Annotated in this window: 14 protein-coding genes; 6 read left to right on the top strand and 8 right to left on the bottom strand. The window is 71.6% G+C overall.

Annotated elements, in window-relative coordinates; translation table 11 throughout:
* The first annotated feature begins 18 nt into the window (after window positions 1–18).
* Window positions 19–393 (top strand): RNA polymerase-binding protein RbpA, encoded by a 375-nt coding sequence (locus ABZ953_RS23105; RefSeq protein ID WP_249591189.1) that lies wholly within the window; start codon window positions 19–21, stop codon window positions 391–393.
* 138 nt (window positions 394–531) lie between these two features.
* Here the strand turns inward: ABZ953_RS23105 and fxsA are convergent, their stop codons facing one another.
* The 4 genes from fxsA to ABZ953_RS23085 all read right to left on the bottom strand — a co-directional run bounded on the left by fxsA (window position 532) and on the right by ABZ953_RS23085 (window position 4,654).
* Entirely contained in the window at window positions 532–1,113 is a 582-nt protein-coding gene (gene fxsA / locus ABZ953_RS23100; protein WP_361726831.1) for an FxsA family membrane protein, read from the bottom strand.
* Between the two features lie 61 nt (window positions 1,114–1,174).
* Window positions 1,175–2,002, bottom strand: a complete 828-nt coding sequence (locus ABZ953_RS23095; RefSeq protein ID WP_361726830.1) for a polyprenol monophosphomannose synthase — start codon at window positions 2,000–2,002, stop codon at window positions 1,175–1,177.
* A 501-nt stretch (window positions 2,003–2,503) separates the two neighbouring features.
* Window positions 2,504–4,153, bottom strand: coding sequence for an amidohydrolase (locus tag ABZ953_RS23090; RefSeq protein ID WP_361726828.1), 1,650 nt, complete (start codon window positions 4,151–4,153; stop codon window positions 2,504–2,506).
* Between the two features lie 60 nt (window positions 4,154–4,213).
* The gene (locus ABZ953_RS23085; protein ID WP_150219824.1) at window positions 4,214–4,654 is read right to left on the bottom strand and encodes an Lrp/AsnC family transcriptional regulator; all 441 of its coding nucleotides are present in this window, start codon (window positions 4,652–4,654) and stop codon (window positions 4,214–4,216) included.
* Window positions 4,655–4,877: 223 nt separating this feature from the next.
* Between ABZ953_RS23085 and ABZ953_RS23080 the strand changes: the two genes are divergently transcribed.
* Window positions 4,878–5,306 (top strand): hypothetical protein, encoded by a 429-nt coding sequence (locus tag ABZ953_RS23080; RefSeq protein WP_361726826.1) that lies wholly within the window; start codon window positions 4,878–4,880, stop codon window positions 5,304–5,306.
* Window positions 5,307–5,316: 10 nt separating this feature from the next.
* Here ABZ953_RS23080 and ABZ953_RS23075 read toward each other — a convergent pair whose 3' ends face one another.
* Together ABZ953_RS23075 and ABZ953_RS23070 are read right to left on the bottom strand one after the other, a co-directional pair.
* Window positions 5,317–6,417: a phosphotransferase family protein gene (locus tag ABZ953_RS23075; RefSeq protein ID WP_361726824.1), complete on the bottom strand. Its 1,101-nt coding sequence runs from the start codon at window positions 6,415–6,417 to the stop codon at window positions 5,317–5,319.
* A gap of 28 nt (window positions 6,418–6,445) precedes the next feature.
* Entirely contained in the window at window positions 6,446–7,573 is a 1,128-nt protein-coding gene (locus tag ABZ953_RS23070; protein WP_361726822.1) for a hypothetical protein, read from the bottom strand.
* A gap of 474 nt (window positions 7,574–8,047) precedes the next feature.
* On the opposite strand from ABZ953_RS23070, the gene ABZ953_RS23065 reads away from it, so the two are divergent.
* The gene (locus tag ABZ953_RS23065; protein WP_361726924.1) at window positions 8,048–8,257 is read left to right on the top strand and encodes a hypothetical protein; all 210 of its coding nucleotides are present in this window, start codon (window positions 8,048–8,050) and stop codon (window positions 8,255–8,257) included.
* Here ABZ953_RS23065 and ABZ953_RS23060 read toward each other — a convergent pair.
* The gene (locus tag ABZ953_RS23060; protein WP_361726820.1) at window positions 8,220–9,392 is read right to left on the bottom strand and encodes an acyl-CoA dehydrogenase family protein; all 1,173 of its coding nucleotides are present in this window, start codon (window positions 9,390–9,392) and stop codon (window positions 8,220–8,222) included. The two genes, ABZ953_RS23065 and ABZ953_RS23060, sit on opposite strands and share 38 nt — an antisense overlap.
* Window positions 9,393–9,740: 348 nt before the next feature.
* Between ABZ953_RS23060 and ABZ953_RS23055 the strand changes: the two genes are divergently transcribed.
* On the top strand, window positions 9,741–10,985 hold the full coding sequence (locus ABZ953_RS23055; protein WP_361726818.1) for a glycoside hydrolase family 18 protein: 1,245 nt from the start codon (window positions 9,741–9,743) through the stop codon (window positions 10,983–10,985).
* Between the two features lie 63 nt (window positions 10,986–11,048).
* Here ABZ953_RS23055 and ABZ953_RS23050 read toward each other — a convergent pair whose 3' ends face one another.
* A complete protein-coding gene (locus ABZ953_RS23050) occupies window positions 11,049–11,672 on the bottom strand; it encodes a TetR/AcrR family transcriptional regulator (protein ID WP_361726816.1) in 624 nt (207 codons plus the stop codon).
* Window positions 11,673–11,870: 198 nt separating this feature from the next.
* On the opposite strand from ABZ953_RS23050, the gene ABZ953_RS23045 reads away from it, so the two are divergent.
* Both ABZ953_RS23045 and ABZ953_RS23040 read left to right on the top strand, forming a co-directional pair.
* Window positions 11,871–12,428: a DUF6230 family protein gene (locus tag ABZ953_RS23045; RefSeq protein WP_361726814.1), complete on the top strand. Its 558-nt coding sequence runs from the start codon at window positions 11,871–11,873 to the stop codon at window positions 12,426–12,428.
* Window positions 12,419–13,420: a DUF6114 domain-containing protein gene (locus tag ABZ953_RS23040; RefSeq protein ID WP_361726812.1), complete on the top strand. Its 1,002-nt coding sequence runs from the start codon at window positions 12,419–12,421 to the stop codon at window positions 13,418–13,420. The genes ABZ953_RS23045 and ABZ953_RS23040 overlap by 10 nt, the downstream gene beginning before the upstream one ends.
* Window positions 13,421–13,427: the final 7 nt, after the last annotated feature.

Raw genomic sequence — 13,427 nt, 5'->3', positions numbered from 1 at the left:
GCCCGGGAGGCACGATTCATGAGTGAGCGAGCTCTTCGCGGTACGCGACTCGTGGTGACAAGCTACGAGACCGACCGCGGCATCGACCTGGCTCCGCGCCAGGCCGTGGAGTACGCATGCCAGAACGGACATCGTTTCGAGATGCCGTTCTCGGTCGAGGCGGAGATCCCGCCGGAGTGGGAGTGCAAGGTCTGCGGGGTGCAGGCACTCCTGGTAGACGGCGACGGACCTGAGGAGAAGAAGGGCAAGCCCGCGCGTACGCACTGGGACATGCTCATGGAGCGCCGTACCCGAGAGGAACTCGAAGAGGTCCTGGAGGAGCGTCTCGCGGTCCTCCGGTCGGGCGCCATGAACATCGCGGTGCACCCGCGCGACAGCCGGAAGTCCGCCTGACGGCGGACGTCCGCACAGCGCATAACGCAGTACAGCAAGACGCAGTACGAAGAGGGGCGGGGCCGCAGCTGAAGCTGCGGCCCCGCCCCTCTTCGTGTCCTGCCTTCGTGTCCTTAAGATCCCGCTTCGCGTCCCGGCTCAGCCTCGCGGCAGCTGCGGGTCGTCCGGGCGCGGGGTGCGCGGCGAGGGCTCGTCGTCCCTGATGACCTCGCCCTGGACCACATTCCCGTCGGGGCGGTGCATGCGCGCCTGCTGGAAGGCGTCACCGAGGCCGCCGGGCGTCGCCTCGCGCACCTTGCGCTCGAAGGTCCGCTCCGCATACCGCCCCAGCGCCTTCTGGACCGGCGGGATCAGCAGGAGCAGGCCCAGCGCGTCCGAGATGAGGCCGGGCAGGATGATCAGCAGACCGCCCAGCATCGTGAGGGCGCCGCCACCCCCGCTCTCCTGGGCGGGCGCGACGCCGGTCCGCTGCTGCTGTTGCACCGCCTCGCTGAGCTTGCGGAAGGCCCTGCGCCCCGCACGCTTGATCACCGCGGAGCCGAGCACCAGGCCGCCGACAAGGAGCAAGAGGACCACGAGCCCGCTCGTGGCGCCCGCCACGACGGTGAGCAGCCAGATTTCCAGTACCAGCCACGCGGCGATGCCGAGCGGCAGGTACCTCAGGGGCCCGGAGCGCCGGGGTCTGGCAGGTCGGATGGGAGGCGGTGCGCCATTCGTCATGCTCCCAGTGTGCCTGGCGGCGCCTCAGTCCGGGATAAGGAGATGATCAAGAAGACCGGCGTCAGGGCTGCTTACGGCCGATGACCTTGCCGACGCGCTCCCCCACGCCCCAGGCGGTGACCCGCCACAGCGCCTCGACCACGATGTTCTGGCTCATCTTGCTGTCCCCGAGCTCGCGCTCGACGAACGTGATGGGCACCTCGACGACGTGATAGCCCGCCTTGACCGCGCGGCGCGCCAGGTCGACCTGGAAGCAGTACCCCTGCGACTCGACCTCGCCGAGGCCGAGCCCCTCCAGGGTCTCGCGGCGGAAGGCGCGGTAGCCGCCCGTCACGTCGCGGATGGGCACGTCGAGCAGCAGACGCGAGTACGTGCTGCCGCCGCGGGAGATGAACTCGCGGTGCTTGGGCCAGTTGACGACCCGGCCGCCCGGCACCCAGCGCGAGCCGAGCACGAGGTCGGCGCCCTTCAGGGCGGTGAGCAGCCGGGGCAGCTCCTCCGGCTGGTGGGAGCCGTCGGCGTCCATCTCGACGAGCACGCCGTAGTCGTTGTCGAGGCCCCAGCGGAAGCCCGCGAGGTACGCGGCGCCGAGCCCTTCCTTGCCCTTGCGGTGCAGCACGTGGATCGACTCGTCCTCGGCCGCGAGCTCATCGGCGATCTTGCCGGTGCCGTCGGGGCTGTTGTCGTCGGCGACCAGGATGTGCGCGTCCGGTACGGAGGCCCGCACCCGGCCGACGATGGACTGGATGTTCTCCGCCTCGTTGTAGGTCGGAATGATCACCAAGGCCGTGCCGAGCGAGCCGAACTGCCTCCCCTGGTCCCCTGCTTCGGAGACCCGACCGCCGTCGTTCACTACTGCCCCTTCGTTCGTACGCAAGAGGACCACCATAGTGGCCCCGGCCTGCGGCGCAGCGGCGGCACGGAGGTCGGGGTCGCAAGCACCGGCCGAGAAGGGCGGTACGCGGGGCCCAGAAGGGCGGAACGTACTGCGGATCGGGGCCCGGCGCCCTTCGGGCCGACCTGGGACCCGCTGGCTGCGGATCGACCGAAAGCCGTTGTCTACTGAGCGTCCGGGCCCGACCCGGGTCACACCTGCCGACCGGCTGATACGTTCCCTCGCCTCCGCGTCGCGGGCGCTGGACCTGGCTCCCTGTGGTGGTGCGCCGGTGCGGCACACCACCCGTGACCCAGCGGCGTTCGACGACTGCGTGGAGGTTCGCCGGTCGGACGTCCTGTGGTGGACCCGGCCGAACCTACCGGCCCACGACGGCTCTCTGTCAATACCCCGCTGAACTGCGGCGACTTCAAAGGCGGCCAGGTCAGTGCCGTGGATTCCCAGGTCGTGCGTCGCCGCGAAGGGGCGCAATCCGCGGCGCGCACCGCCGGTACATCACTCGTCCGGCCGCACGAACACCGGCTGTCCGGCCACCACCGTGCGCAGGCAGACGGGGAGTTCGGCACCCGGCGACAGGTCGGGCAGCCCGGGCGTGCCGGAGCGCGGGTCGGTCGACCAGCGGGCCACGCGGTCGTCGGGGGCCTGCACCACCAGATCGTCGGTGCGCCACACGGCGTAGTCCGCGGGGGCGCCCGGCACCAGGACGCCCGCGTCGTCGCGGCCAACGGCCCGCCAGCCGCCGCGGGTGTGGGCGGTGAACGCGGCCCGCACGGAGACGCGGTGCTCGGGCGTCCGGTGGAACGCGGCGGCCCGGACGGTGCCCCAGGGGTCCAGTGGGGTGACGGGGCTGTCGGAGCCGAAGGCGAGGGGCACGCCGGTGCGCAGGAGGGCCGCGTACGGGTTGAGGGTGCGGGCCCGCTCGGCGCCGAGGCGCTGGGCGTACATGCCGTCCTCGCCGCCCCACAGTGCGTCGAAGGCGGGCTGCACGGACGCGGTGAGGCCGAACTCGGCGAAGGCGGCGATCGTCTCGGGGGTGAGCATCTCGGCGTGCTCGACCCGGTGCCGGGCGGCGCGTACGCGGGCCGTGCCGACCTTCTCCGCGGCCGCGCGCACGCCGTCGACCACCGAGGCCACCGCGGCGTCCCCGATGGCGTGGAAGCCCGCCTGGAGGCCCGCCTCGGTGCATGCCGCGACGTGGGCGGCGACGGCCGCGGCGTCCAGGTAGGCGGTTCCGGCGCCCGCGTCGGCGGAGTCCGCGTACGGCTCGTGCAGACAGGCGGTGTGCGAGCCGAGGGCGCCGTCGACGAAGAGGTCGCCCGCGGCTCCGGCCGCGCCCAGCTCACGGGCCCGCAGGACGTCCTGTTCGGCCCAGTAGCCGACGACGCGCGGCCCCGCCTCCTCGGCGGCGAGCCGCAGCAGCCCGGTGAAGTCGTCCTCGTCGGAGATCTCGGGGCCGCCGCACTCGTGCACGGAGCCGATGCCGAGCGAAGCGGCGTGCGCGAGCGCGGCGCGCTGGGCCTCCGTGCGCTGCTGCGGGGTGACGGCGGCGAGGGCCGCGGCGCGCACCCCGTGGTGGGCGTCGGCGGTCAGGGGGGCGTCCGGGCGGTAGCCGGTGCGCTCGGAGACGCCGGGCACGAGGTCGAGCAGCGCGGTGGTGACCACCGCCGAGTGGACATCGATGCGGGAGAGGTAGAGCGGCCGGCCGCCGGCCGCCTCGTCGAGTTCCGCGCGCGTGGGCGGGCGGCCGCCCGCCCAGCGTGCGGCGTCCCAGCCGTGCCCCAGGAGGACGGTGTCGTGCGGTCGTGCGGCGGCGTGTTCGCGGACGAGAACGAGTGCTTCGGCGAGCGAGCGGGCTCTTGTCAGGTCCAGTCCCGTCAGGGCGAGGCCGGTGGCCGTGGTGTGCACGTGGGCGTCCGTGAACGCCGGGGTGACCAGGGCGCCCGCCAGGTCGACGACCTCGTCGACGCCGTCGGCGAAGGCGTCCGCGGCGCCCTCGGAGCCGACCCACGCGACATGGCCGCGTTCGACGACCATCGCGGTCGCGAACGGGTCGGCGGGGCTGTGGACGTCGCCGCCGCGCAGCAGCACGGTGCGGTGGTTCGATGGCTCCTGGGGGGCGTTCCCGGGGGCGGTGCTCTGGCTCATGGGGACCAGTCTCGCCCCTGTCGGAGGGCGGCCGACGTGGGGGTCACACCTGGGCGGGGGTCACACCTGGGGCGGGCGCGCCTCGTACGGAGTGGAGAGGACGACCGTCGTGCGGGTGGAGACACCGGCGAGTGCCCGCAGGCGGCTGAGCAGGTGCTCCAGCTCCAGCGGGGTGGCGACGCGGACCTTGAGGATGTAGTTCTCGTCGCCGGCGACGCTGTGGCACGCCTCGATCTCCGGGACGCCCGCGAGCCGGTCGGCGATGTCGTCGGGGGCGCTGGGGTCGAACGGCTTCACCGAGATGAACGCGGTGAGCGGCAGGCCGACCGCCTCGGGGTCGACGACCGCGGCGTACCCGCGGATGACGCCCCGCTGCTCCAGGCGGCGCACGCGCTGGTGCACGGCCGACGTGGACAGGCCCGTGGCCTTGCCCAGGTCGGTGTAGCTCATCCGCCCGTCCTTGACGAGCAGCTGCACGATCTGTCGGTCCAGCTCCTCCATGCGGCGAACCTACAGGGCTCTTGATCCCTTCGGATACCTGAGCGCCCGAAGGTGGCCGAGTCGCCTCCCCGCGACCGGGCAACTCCACGCGGCATGTGACGAATGCCACAGTGCTGTGACCGTGTCCGGCGGGATGCAACGATTACCCCTACGACGGGACGGGAAGTGCTTGCTGTGGCCGACGCCGCAGCGCCTTGTCGGCCCACCCGAGGGGGAGATTCCCATGCAGAATTTGAAGCGCCCCGGCCGGCCTGCCCGCGCCAAGCAGCAGCCGGCCGCCGAGCCCGAGCCGGAGGGCGTCGAACCGGCAGACGCCTTTCTCGACTCCTACGACACCTTCGAGATGTACCGGGTGAACTGCCCCGACTGCGGGCAGCCCATCGCGCTCCTCGCGGACGAGGACGTGCTGCCCGAGCACGCGCTGTGCCCAACTCCGTGGAACCCGTTCGGCCTGACGGTCTGCGCCGGCACCGGCCGGGACGCCACCGACGCCGAGCCCGCCGACGAGTCGACGGAGGTTCAGGAGCAGGACACGGCCCTGCTGTTGACGCTCCCTCAGGGGCTCGACTGGCGGACCCAGCCGTTCTCGCACGTGAACGCGCCGGGCTCGCGCCCCATCCAGGTGCCGCGCCAGGACCGGCCCGCCGCCTGACCCGGCCGTTTCACCAGTAGCTGCCCTGCACCATGGCGGCCAGACTGCCGTGGTGCAGGATCAGCGTGTCCGCGGCCTCCGCGCTCCCGGGCACGGCGGCCTCGCCGAAGTGGACCTGGCGGTAGGCGACGCGCAGCATGACGATCGCGTGCCGCAGCGCCGCGTACAGCGTGTAGAAGTCCATGTCGCGGGGTGTGTGCCCGGTGAACCGGGCGTAGGCCTCCTCGATGCGGTCGCGGCGCAGGAAGTCCGGCAGGCCCGGCTGGCCGAAACTCACCGTCAGATCCTGGAAGAAGCGGTGCAGATAGACCATCCAGCCGAGGTCCACCTCGCGCGGGGCGAGTGAGGCCATTTCCCAGTCGAGGACGGCGGCGGGCTCGAAGCCGTCGTAGATGACGTTCCCGATGCGCGCGTCACCCCAGTTCAGGACGGCCTCACCCGCGTCCCGCGGCCACAGCTCGTCGAGCCGCGCGAAGGCGCTCTCGATGACGGGCGAGCGCGGCAGTCCGCTCACCACCCACTCGTAGTAGGCACGTTGGGCCCTGACGTGGCGGCGCAGCGGGTCGCCCTCGCCGGGCAGCGCCAGGAAATCGGCGGCGCCGTGCGGCACTTGGTCGTGCAGGTGGGCGATGATCCGCACCGACGCCTCTTCCAGGCGGGCACGTTCGGCGTCGGTCGCGGCGTGCAGCCAATTGCCCTCGTACGTATAGGGCATGACGTCCGGCGGCACCTGCCCGTCGATCCGCTCCATGACGAAGAAGGGCGCGCCGAGCGGACCGGGATCCTCTTCCAGCCAGAGCACGCGCGGCACCGGCAGATCGGTGTGCTCGGCGACGAGCCGCATCGTGCGGTACTGGCGCGGCATGTCGTAGACGGGGAAGACCGTGTACGCCGCCGGGTCGGCCGCCACGCGCAACGCGCAGTTCCTGAACGGCGGTTCGGGGTGTTCGACGGCGAAGAGCAGGGTCTCGCTGGACATGCCGTTGGACTCGGGTACGGTCACGTCGACCGCCTTGGCGCCGGGCAGACGGGTTTCGAGCCAGGCGGTCAGGCGGCGGGCGAGGTCCTCCGGTTCGCGGGTGGTGGTGCGGGGGCGGGGTGCCGTTGCCATGTGCGTACTCCTCCCTCCTGACGGTGGCTCAGGGCGCCACGGAGTCGAAGCCGGTGAATCCGCTCGGGTCGTGGCGGCCGAAGCTGCCGTGCTCGAAAATTCCGTATCCCGTCTGCCCGTTCAGGGTGAAGCGCGCGGCGTGGTCGATGACGCCGTAGGCGGCCAGGGGGTGGGCGGCGGGGTCCGACAGGTCGTAGGAACGGCGGTCGGTCCAGTCGCGGCCGCGCCAGGTGCCGTGCTGCCAGTCGTCGGCGGGCGGGTAGCCGGCGCCCACGGCAAGCGGCAGTGAGGCGAGGACCCGCACGCCGAGCTCCAGGGGTTTGCGGTCGTCGGGGTCGGTGAGGTGGATGACGGCGCGCTCGGGGTGCCGGGTGCCGGAGCGGTAGACGATGTCGGCCTGCGGCCAGCCGAGTTGGCGGTCGCGCAGGCCGGGGCGGACGAGCGTGGCGTCGTTGAGGGTGCGGTAGCCGTCGGCGTCCTCCTGGGCGATGACCATGAGGAAGCGGTCGTCGAAGCGGACCGGGCACCAGATCCAGTGGAAGCCCTCGGTGGCGAACTCCTCCTCCAGGAGCCCGCGTTCCTCGCCGGGGATGGGCCGCACGCCCCAGCTGCGGTCGCGCGTCGCGGTCCACTCCCCCGGCGCCACGACCGTCTCGTCGCCGCCCGCCCTGATCACTCCGGAGGGCCGCCCGGCCTGCACGAAGCGGCGCCCTTCGAGGGTGAGCCGGTCGCCGCGGCGCTGGATGTGGTGCGGCTCCCACAGGGCGGGGAAGTCGGCGGTCCAGGTGAGGTCGTACGAGAGGGAAGCGGGGTCGTCCGGATCACCCGCGCACTCCAGCCGGATGCGGCGCAGCGGCTCGTCCACGGTGATGCGCAGCGGGCCGACGCGGAGGTTCATCCGGTCCTCGCCGAGGGCGTCACTGGCCCGTACGGCGTGGAGCGTGTCCCCGGTACGCAGCGTGGCGTACGCGTCGATGACACCGGTGTTCGGATAGACGCCGAGCCCGAGGATGAGCAGGGCGCGGCCCCGGTGGTCGAAGAGGTGGAAGATGCACCGGTCGTAGGCGTTGCGGTCGCCTGTCGCGACGTGCTTCATCGACAGGGGGACCTGGTGCACGGGGTATTCGTCGAGCGGGACCGGACGGTCGTCTGCCACGTCAAACCTCCCTGGTTGCACGGCAGTTCAGGGCGGCCGGGGCAGTGGGGGCCTCCGGCGCGGAGTTGACGGTACGTCAGTTGGCGGGACGGAGCCAGACACGCGCGCGACCCGCGCCGCGCCTCGCCGTGTCTCACCGCGCCTCGCCGCGTCTCCTCGTGCGGCCACTGGGCCGGACGGGCACGCCGGGCACAGACGCTCGATTCTCCGGGACGGTGACTTCCGTGCGGCGGCCGCCGTTGGTCTGGCATGACCCCCACGGACACGGGCGCCGACATGGGCCCGGCGCACTACCCCACCGGACGCCGACGGCGCACCCTGGTGACGTTGCCCGGCGCCGCAGAATCGGTTCCCCAGCGGCCTCAGGACCCCCCGCCGCACCCGCACTCACCTGCGCACCACCAGCCGCACCAGTACGCCTACCAGCAGCAGCCCCAGCAGGCGTACCCGCAGCCCCACCAGCAACCGCACCAGCTGTACCAGCACCCGCAGCAGCACCAGCAGCCGCACGTCCAGGACCCGCCGATCTACGGGGCGCTGCTCCGCCTCTGGGCCGACCGCGGCCGGACGCTGCCCGGGCGCCACGACCCCGAGTGGGCGCGGCTCGTGGCGCCGCCGGTCAGCCAGTCCTTGAACTACGGCCCGTTCAGCGCGAGTCGGGGCCCGCGAGGTGACGTGCGATGACCATGCGCTGGATCTGATTGGTGCCCTCGACGATCTGCAGCACCTTGGCCTCGCGCATGAGGCGCTCCACGGGGAAGTCCGCGGTGTATCCGTACCCCCCGAGGACCTGCACGGCGTCCGTCGTCACCTTCATCGCGGCGTCCGTGCACAGCAGCTTGGCCATGGCCGCCTGCTTGGCGAACGGGCGTCCGGCGTCGCGGAGCCTGGCCGCGGCCAGATAGAGCGACCGCCCGGCCTCGATCTGTGTCGCCATGTCCGCGAGCATGAAACGCAGCCCCTGGAAGTCGGCGATGGGCCGGCCGAACTGCTTCCGCTCGGTGGCGTACGCGACGGCCTCGTCGAGCGCGGCCTGGGCCACGCCGATCGCGCAGGCCGCGATGCCGAGCCGCCCCGAGTCGAGCGCGGAGAGCGCGATGGCGAAGCCCTGCCCCTCGTCGCCGATGCGGCGCGAGTCCGGGACACGTACGCCGTCGAAGTTGATCTGGGCGGTGGGCGAGCCCTTCATGCCCATCTTCTTCTCGGGCACCGCGGCGCTCAGCCCCTCGGCGTCGCCCGGCGCCAGGAAGGCCGTGATGCCGCGGGCGCCCTCGCCGCCGGTGCGGGCCATGACCGTGTAGAAATCGGCGATGCCGCCGTGCGTGATCCAGGCCTTGGTGCCGGTGAGGACCCAGCCCTCGTCGTCCCTGACGGCCTTCGTGGTCAGCGAGGCCGCGTCGGACCCTGACGCGGGCTCGGACAGGCAGTACGCGCCGAGGAGGCCGCCGCCGAGCATGGCCGGCAGGTGCTCGGCCTGCTGCTCCTTGGTGCCGTAACCGGCGAGGGCGTGGCAGGACAGGGTGTGGACGCTGACGCCGAGACCGACGGTCAGGCGTGCGGCGGCGAGCTCTTCGAGTACCTGGAGGTAGACCTCGTACGGCTGGTCGCCGCCGCCGAACTCCGCGTCGTACGGCAGTCCGAGGAGGCCGGAGTCGGAGAGCAGCGTGAAGACCTCGCGGGGAAAGCGCCCGGCGTCCTCTTCCTCGGCCGTCTTCGGGGCGATCTCGCGCTGGGCTATGTCCCGGACCAGCGAGAGCAGATCCCTGGCCTCATCCGTGGGCAGCTGACGGTCCACCGACGGTGCGATGCGGTCGGGCATGACGCTCTCCTCCCTGTGGGGCTGCGGCGGACGCCCGCGCTGGGTGGGGCGGCGCCGCCGGGAAACGATGCCGAGCCGGGCTCTCCCTCCGGGTCACGGAGGCAGCTGACCTGCGGCTGTGGCGCGTTGAGTATGACCGATCGGCGGCAGCCAGTCACTAGTTAACGACCGCTTACTTGAAAGATAGCCGAAGATCGCCGCTGGCGGCCCGATTGGTACGAACCATTGACCGCACTGGTCTAGTCCTCCTACTGTTCCCCCGAACGTCTGAACGCGTTCATGCCAAGTCGCACCAGCAGGTCCACAGCACTTCTTCCCCCTCCCGGTTTCCCCCCACGAGGAGTCACGATGCTCAGACCGCACACCTCCCGCGCCTCGTTCCGGGCGCTCCTCGCCGCCGCCTGTTGCACCGCCCTCGGCGCGGGACTGCTGGCCGGCGCGGGCAGCGCCGCCGCCGAGCAGGACCGGTCGACGCCGACCAAGGCCGCCGCCGGTTCCAAGGTCGTCGGATACTTCACCGAGTGGGGTGTCTACGACCGGAACTACCACGTCAAGAACGTCGAGACGTCCGGCTCCGCTGCCAAGCTCACGCACATCAACTACGCCTTCGGCAACGTGCAGGGCGGCAAGTGCACGATGGGCGACGCCTACGCGGCGACCGACAAGGCCTACACCGCGGGCCAGGCCGTGGACGGCGTCGCCGACACCTGGGACCAGCCGCTGCGCGGCAACTTCAACCAGCTGCGCAAGCTGAAGAAGAAGCACCCGAACCTCAAGGTCCTCTGGTCGTTCGGCGGCTGGACCTGGTCGGGCGGGTTCACGGAGGCGGCGAAGAACCCCGCGGCCTTCGCCCAGTCCTGCTACGACCTCGTCGAGAACTCCAAGTGGGCCGACGTCTTCGACGGCATCGACATCGACTGGGAGTACCCCAACACCTGCGGCCTCACCTGTGACACCAGCGGCCGCGCGGCGTACAAGAACCTGATGTCCGCGGTCCGTTCGAAGTTCGGCAGCGGCAACCTCGTGACCTCGGCGATCCCGGCCGACGCCTCGACGGGCGGCAAGCTCGACGCCGCCGACTACGCGGGCGCCGCCCAGTACGTCGACTGGTACAACCCCATGACGTACGACTACTTCGGCGCCTGGGACGCGAAGGGGCCGACCGCCCCGCACTCGCCGCTCACCTCCTACAGCGGCATACCGAAGGACGGCTACAACTCCGACGCCACCATCAAGAAGCTCAAGGGCCTCGGCGTCCCCTCGAACAAGCTGCTGCTCGGCATCGGCTTCTACGGCCGCGGCTGGACGGGCGTCACACAGAAGGCGCCGGGCGGCACCGCGACGGGCCCCGCCGCGGGCAAGTACGAGCAGGGTATCGACGACTACAAGGAACTGAAGACCAAGTGCCCGGCCAACGGCACGGTCGGCGGGACCGCGTACGCGCACTGCGGGAACAGCTGGTGGAGTTACGACACCCCGGCCACCATCGCGGGGAAGATGAACTACAAGAACCAGCAGGGCCTCGGCGGCACCTTCTTCTGGGAGCTGAGCGGGGACACGTCCAACGGTGAGCTGATCAAGGCCATCAACTGACGTCACGTACGCGGCAATCGGGGCGGGGGCCGGTCGGCTCCCGCCCCTTTCGCGCGGGTCCGTTCAGGGGTGCACCGGCGCCGGGTACGACGGCTCGAAGTCCTCGACGACCCGCAGCGTGTCCCCGAGGGTGCGCACCAGGAGCGAGCCGACCGTCTCGCGCGTCAGCTCCCGGTGACCGATCCAGTCGAGCGTGATGCCCTCCACGCTGCACAGCCAGCCGAGCAGCGCGGTGCGCGCCAGCTGCGGTATGTCCTTCCTGCCGTACGCCCCTTCGGCGATCGCGGTGATCAGCGCCTCCCGCACGCCGTCCCGTATGGCGTGCACCTCGGCGTCGAAGCCGACGCCGCCGCTGATGATCGTGCGGTACGCGGCCTGGTGGTGCTCGGCGTAGCGCAGATAGCCGTCGATCGTGCGCTGCACGCGCTCCACCGGCGGCAGGTCGTCGTGACGGCCGGCGCGCGCCACCAGATCGGTGACGGAGTCCTCGATGATCGCGAGGTAGTAGCCGCGCTTGGACTTGAAGTAGTAGTAGATCAGCCCTTTGGCGACGCCCGCCTGCTTCGCGATGTCGTCCATCGACAGAGCGTCGTAGGACGTGTCGGCGAACAACTTCCGGCCGGTGGCGATGAGTTCGGCGCGGCGTACCGCGGAGCGGTCGCTGCCGCGCTGTTGACTATTATTCAATTTCGGCCCTAGTCTCCAACTGCCTCGGGAAGTCCGCAGTATGGCAGACCAGTGCCTCCTGCCGGTTCGGCTCCCGACGGCGCTTCACGCACTCCCCTTACGCACGCCACGCACCGCGAAATGACGTACGGGAGGAAGACAGTGGGCGCAGCACGCAGCGCGTTACGCGAGGGCAGAACATCCTGGAAGAAGACGGCCGTGGTGGCCCTGCCGGCCGTCCTGGCCGTCGGCGTCATGGCCTCCGTGATGGCCGAGGGCGCACTCGCCGCGTCCTTCGCCGTCTCGGGCACCAGCTTCCAGGTGTCGTCCGGCAAACTGACCAGCGACGGCCTGTCGTCGTACGTGCAGACGGACCGGGACGTCGACGGCAAGGGGCACCCCGTGGCGCTCCTCGGGATCGGCGACGCCACCCTCACCGACATCTGCCAGGCCGCCGCGGTGAAGACCCCGGTCGGCACCGTCGTCTTCAAGCTGACCGCGGGCGGCGACGCCGGAAAGGTCACGGCCAGCAACCTCGTCATCGACGGCGAGGACCTGGTGGGCGACGCCCGCTTCGGCACCGCCGAGATCGGCCGGGACGCCTCGACGCTCGACGAGGTGCCCGGGGTCAAGGGCGAGAAGGGCAAGTTCGGGCTGCAGGCCGGGGACATCGAGGTCGCCGGGGTGAGGTCGCACGCCTGGTCGGCGACCGGGGGCAACTTCCGGCTCAAGGGCATGCGGGTCGACGTCAGCCTCGGTGGCAAGAAGTGCTTCTGACCGGCGGCGGCAGGGGCGGGGTCAGGCCCTTCCGCACGGACGGCGGCGGCCGGCTCGACCGGCGGCTGCCGTGGCCCGAGCAGCGCCGGGCCGTCCGCAGATGGCGGCGCACCCGGCCGTTCTGGGGCGGGCTGCTGCTGATCCTCGGCGGCGCCGAGCTGGTCCTGACCCCGCTCTCGCCCCTGACCGTGCTCGTCAGCCTGGGGCTCGGCGGGATCGCGGCGCTCGGCATCGGGATCGCCCTTGTCGTGGCGGGGCTCTTCCTCTGGCTGCTGCCGCACGCGCACCACTACGTGAGCATCAACGCTTTGATCCTGTCGGTGCTCTCGTTCGCGGCGACCAACCTCGGCGGGTTCCTGGTCGGCATGCTGCTCGGGATCGCGGGCAGCGCCATGGGGTTCGGGTGGACGCCGGTGCCGAGGGACGCCGAGGAGGACCCGGCGCGCCCCAGGGTGCGGGACGGACAGGGCACCCGGACGCTCGGCGTGCTGCTGCCGGTGGCGATCGTCGCGGGGCTCGTGGTGCACGGGAGCCCCGCGCGGGCGGCCCCGGCGGTGCCGAAGGCGGCTCCCGCGGAGGCGGTCGTGGCGACGCGCGTCCCGCCGACCATCACCACGACGCTCTTCGCGCCGCAGGGCTTCATCCTGGCGGGCGTCCGCGAGATCCCCACCGCGGACGGTCCTTTGAAGGTCATGGTGCTGCGGATGAAGGCGGCCTCGCTCACCGACTACCGGCTCAGGACGCGCGACGGGAGCGAGGAACTCGCCCTGAGTGCCGACACATTGGACCTGAGCGGTGCGGTCACGCTCTATCTGACCAGGTTCAAGGGGTGCCTTGAGGGCGTCCTCTGCCTCACCTTCACGCCCGACAAGCTGCCGGTGCCGCCCGTCGTGCCGCCGTTCGTCTTCATGACGGACGTGAGCGCCGAACAGGCGCTGGTCACCTCGGACTCGATCGTGGCGGGCGGGCTCGCCCTGAAAGCCTCGGCGTGAGGGGCCC

The sequence above is a fragment of the Streptomyces sp. NPDC046465 genome, from assembly GCF_040646035.1.
Classification (GTDB): domain Bacteria; phylum Actinomycetota; class Actinomycetes; order Streptomycetales; family Streptomycetaceae; genus Streptomyces.
Note: the sequence above shows the minus strand (reverse complement) of the source record. Positions and strands in the feature narration are given on the sequence as shown.

Excerpts from the sequence above, each read along its gene's own strand:
- ABZ953_RS23105 (WP_249591189.1), top strand. The coding sequence starts at position 19 with ATGAGTGAGCGAGCTCTTCGCGGTACGCGACTCGTGGTGACAAGCTAC.
- fxsA (WP_361726831.1), bottom strand. The coding sequence starts at position 1,113 with ATGACGAATGGCGCACCGCCTCCCATCCGACCTGCCAGACCCCGGCGC.
- ABZ953_RS23075 (WP_361726824.1), bottom strand. The coding sequence starts at position 6,417 with ATGGCAACGGCACCCCGCCCCCGCACCACCACCCGCGAACCGGAGGAC.
- ABZ953_RS23085 (WP_150219824.1), bottom strand. The coding sequence starts at position 4,654 with ATGGAGGAGCTGGACCGACAGATCGTGCAGCTGCTCGTCAAGGACGGG.
- ABZ953_RS23090 (WP_361726828.1), bottom strand. The coding sequence starts at position 4,153 with ATGAGCCAGAGCACCGCCCCCGGGAACGCCCCCCAGGAGCCATCGAAC.
- ABZ953_RS23080 (WP_361726826.1), top strand. The coding sequence starts at position 4,878 with ATGCAGAATTTGAAGCGCCCCGGCCGGCCTGCCCGCGCCAAGCAGCAG.
- ABZ953_RS23060 (WP_361726820.1), bottom strand. The coding sequence starts at position 9,392 with ATGCCCGACCGCATCGCACCGTCGGTGGACCGTCAGCTGCCCACGGAT.
- ABZ953_RS23095 (WP_361726830.1), bottom strand. The coding sequence starts at position 2,002 with ATGGTGGTCCTCTTGCGTACGAACGAAGGGGCAGTAGTGAACGACGGC.
- ABZ953_RS23055 (WP_361726818.1), top strand. The coding sequence starts at position 9,741 with ATGCTCAGACCGCACACCTCCCGCGCCTCGTTCCGGGCGCTCCTCGCC.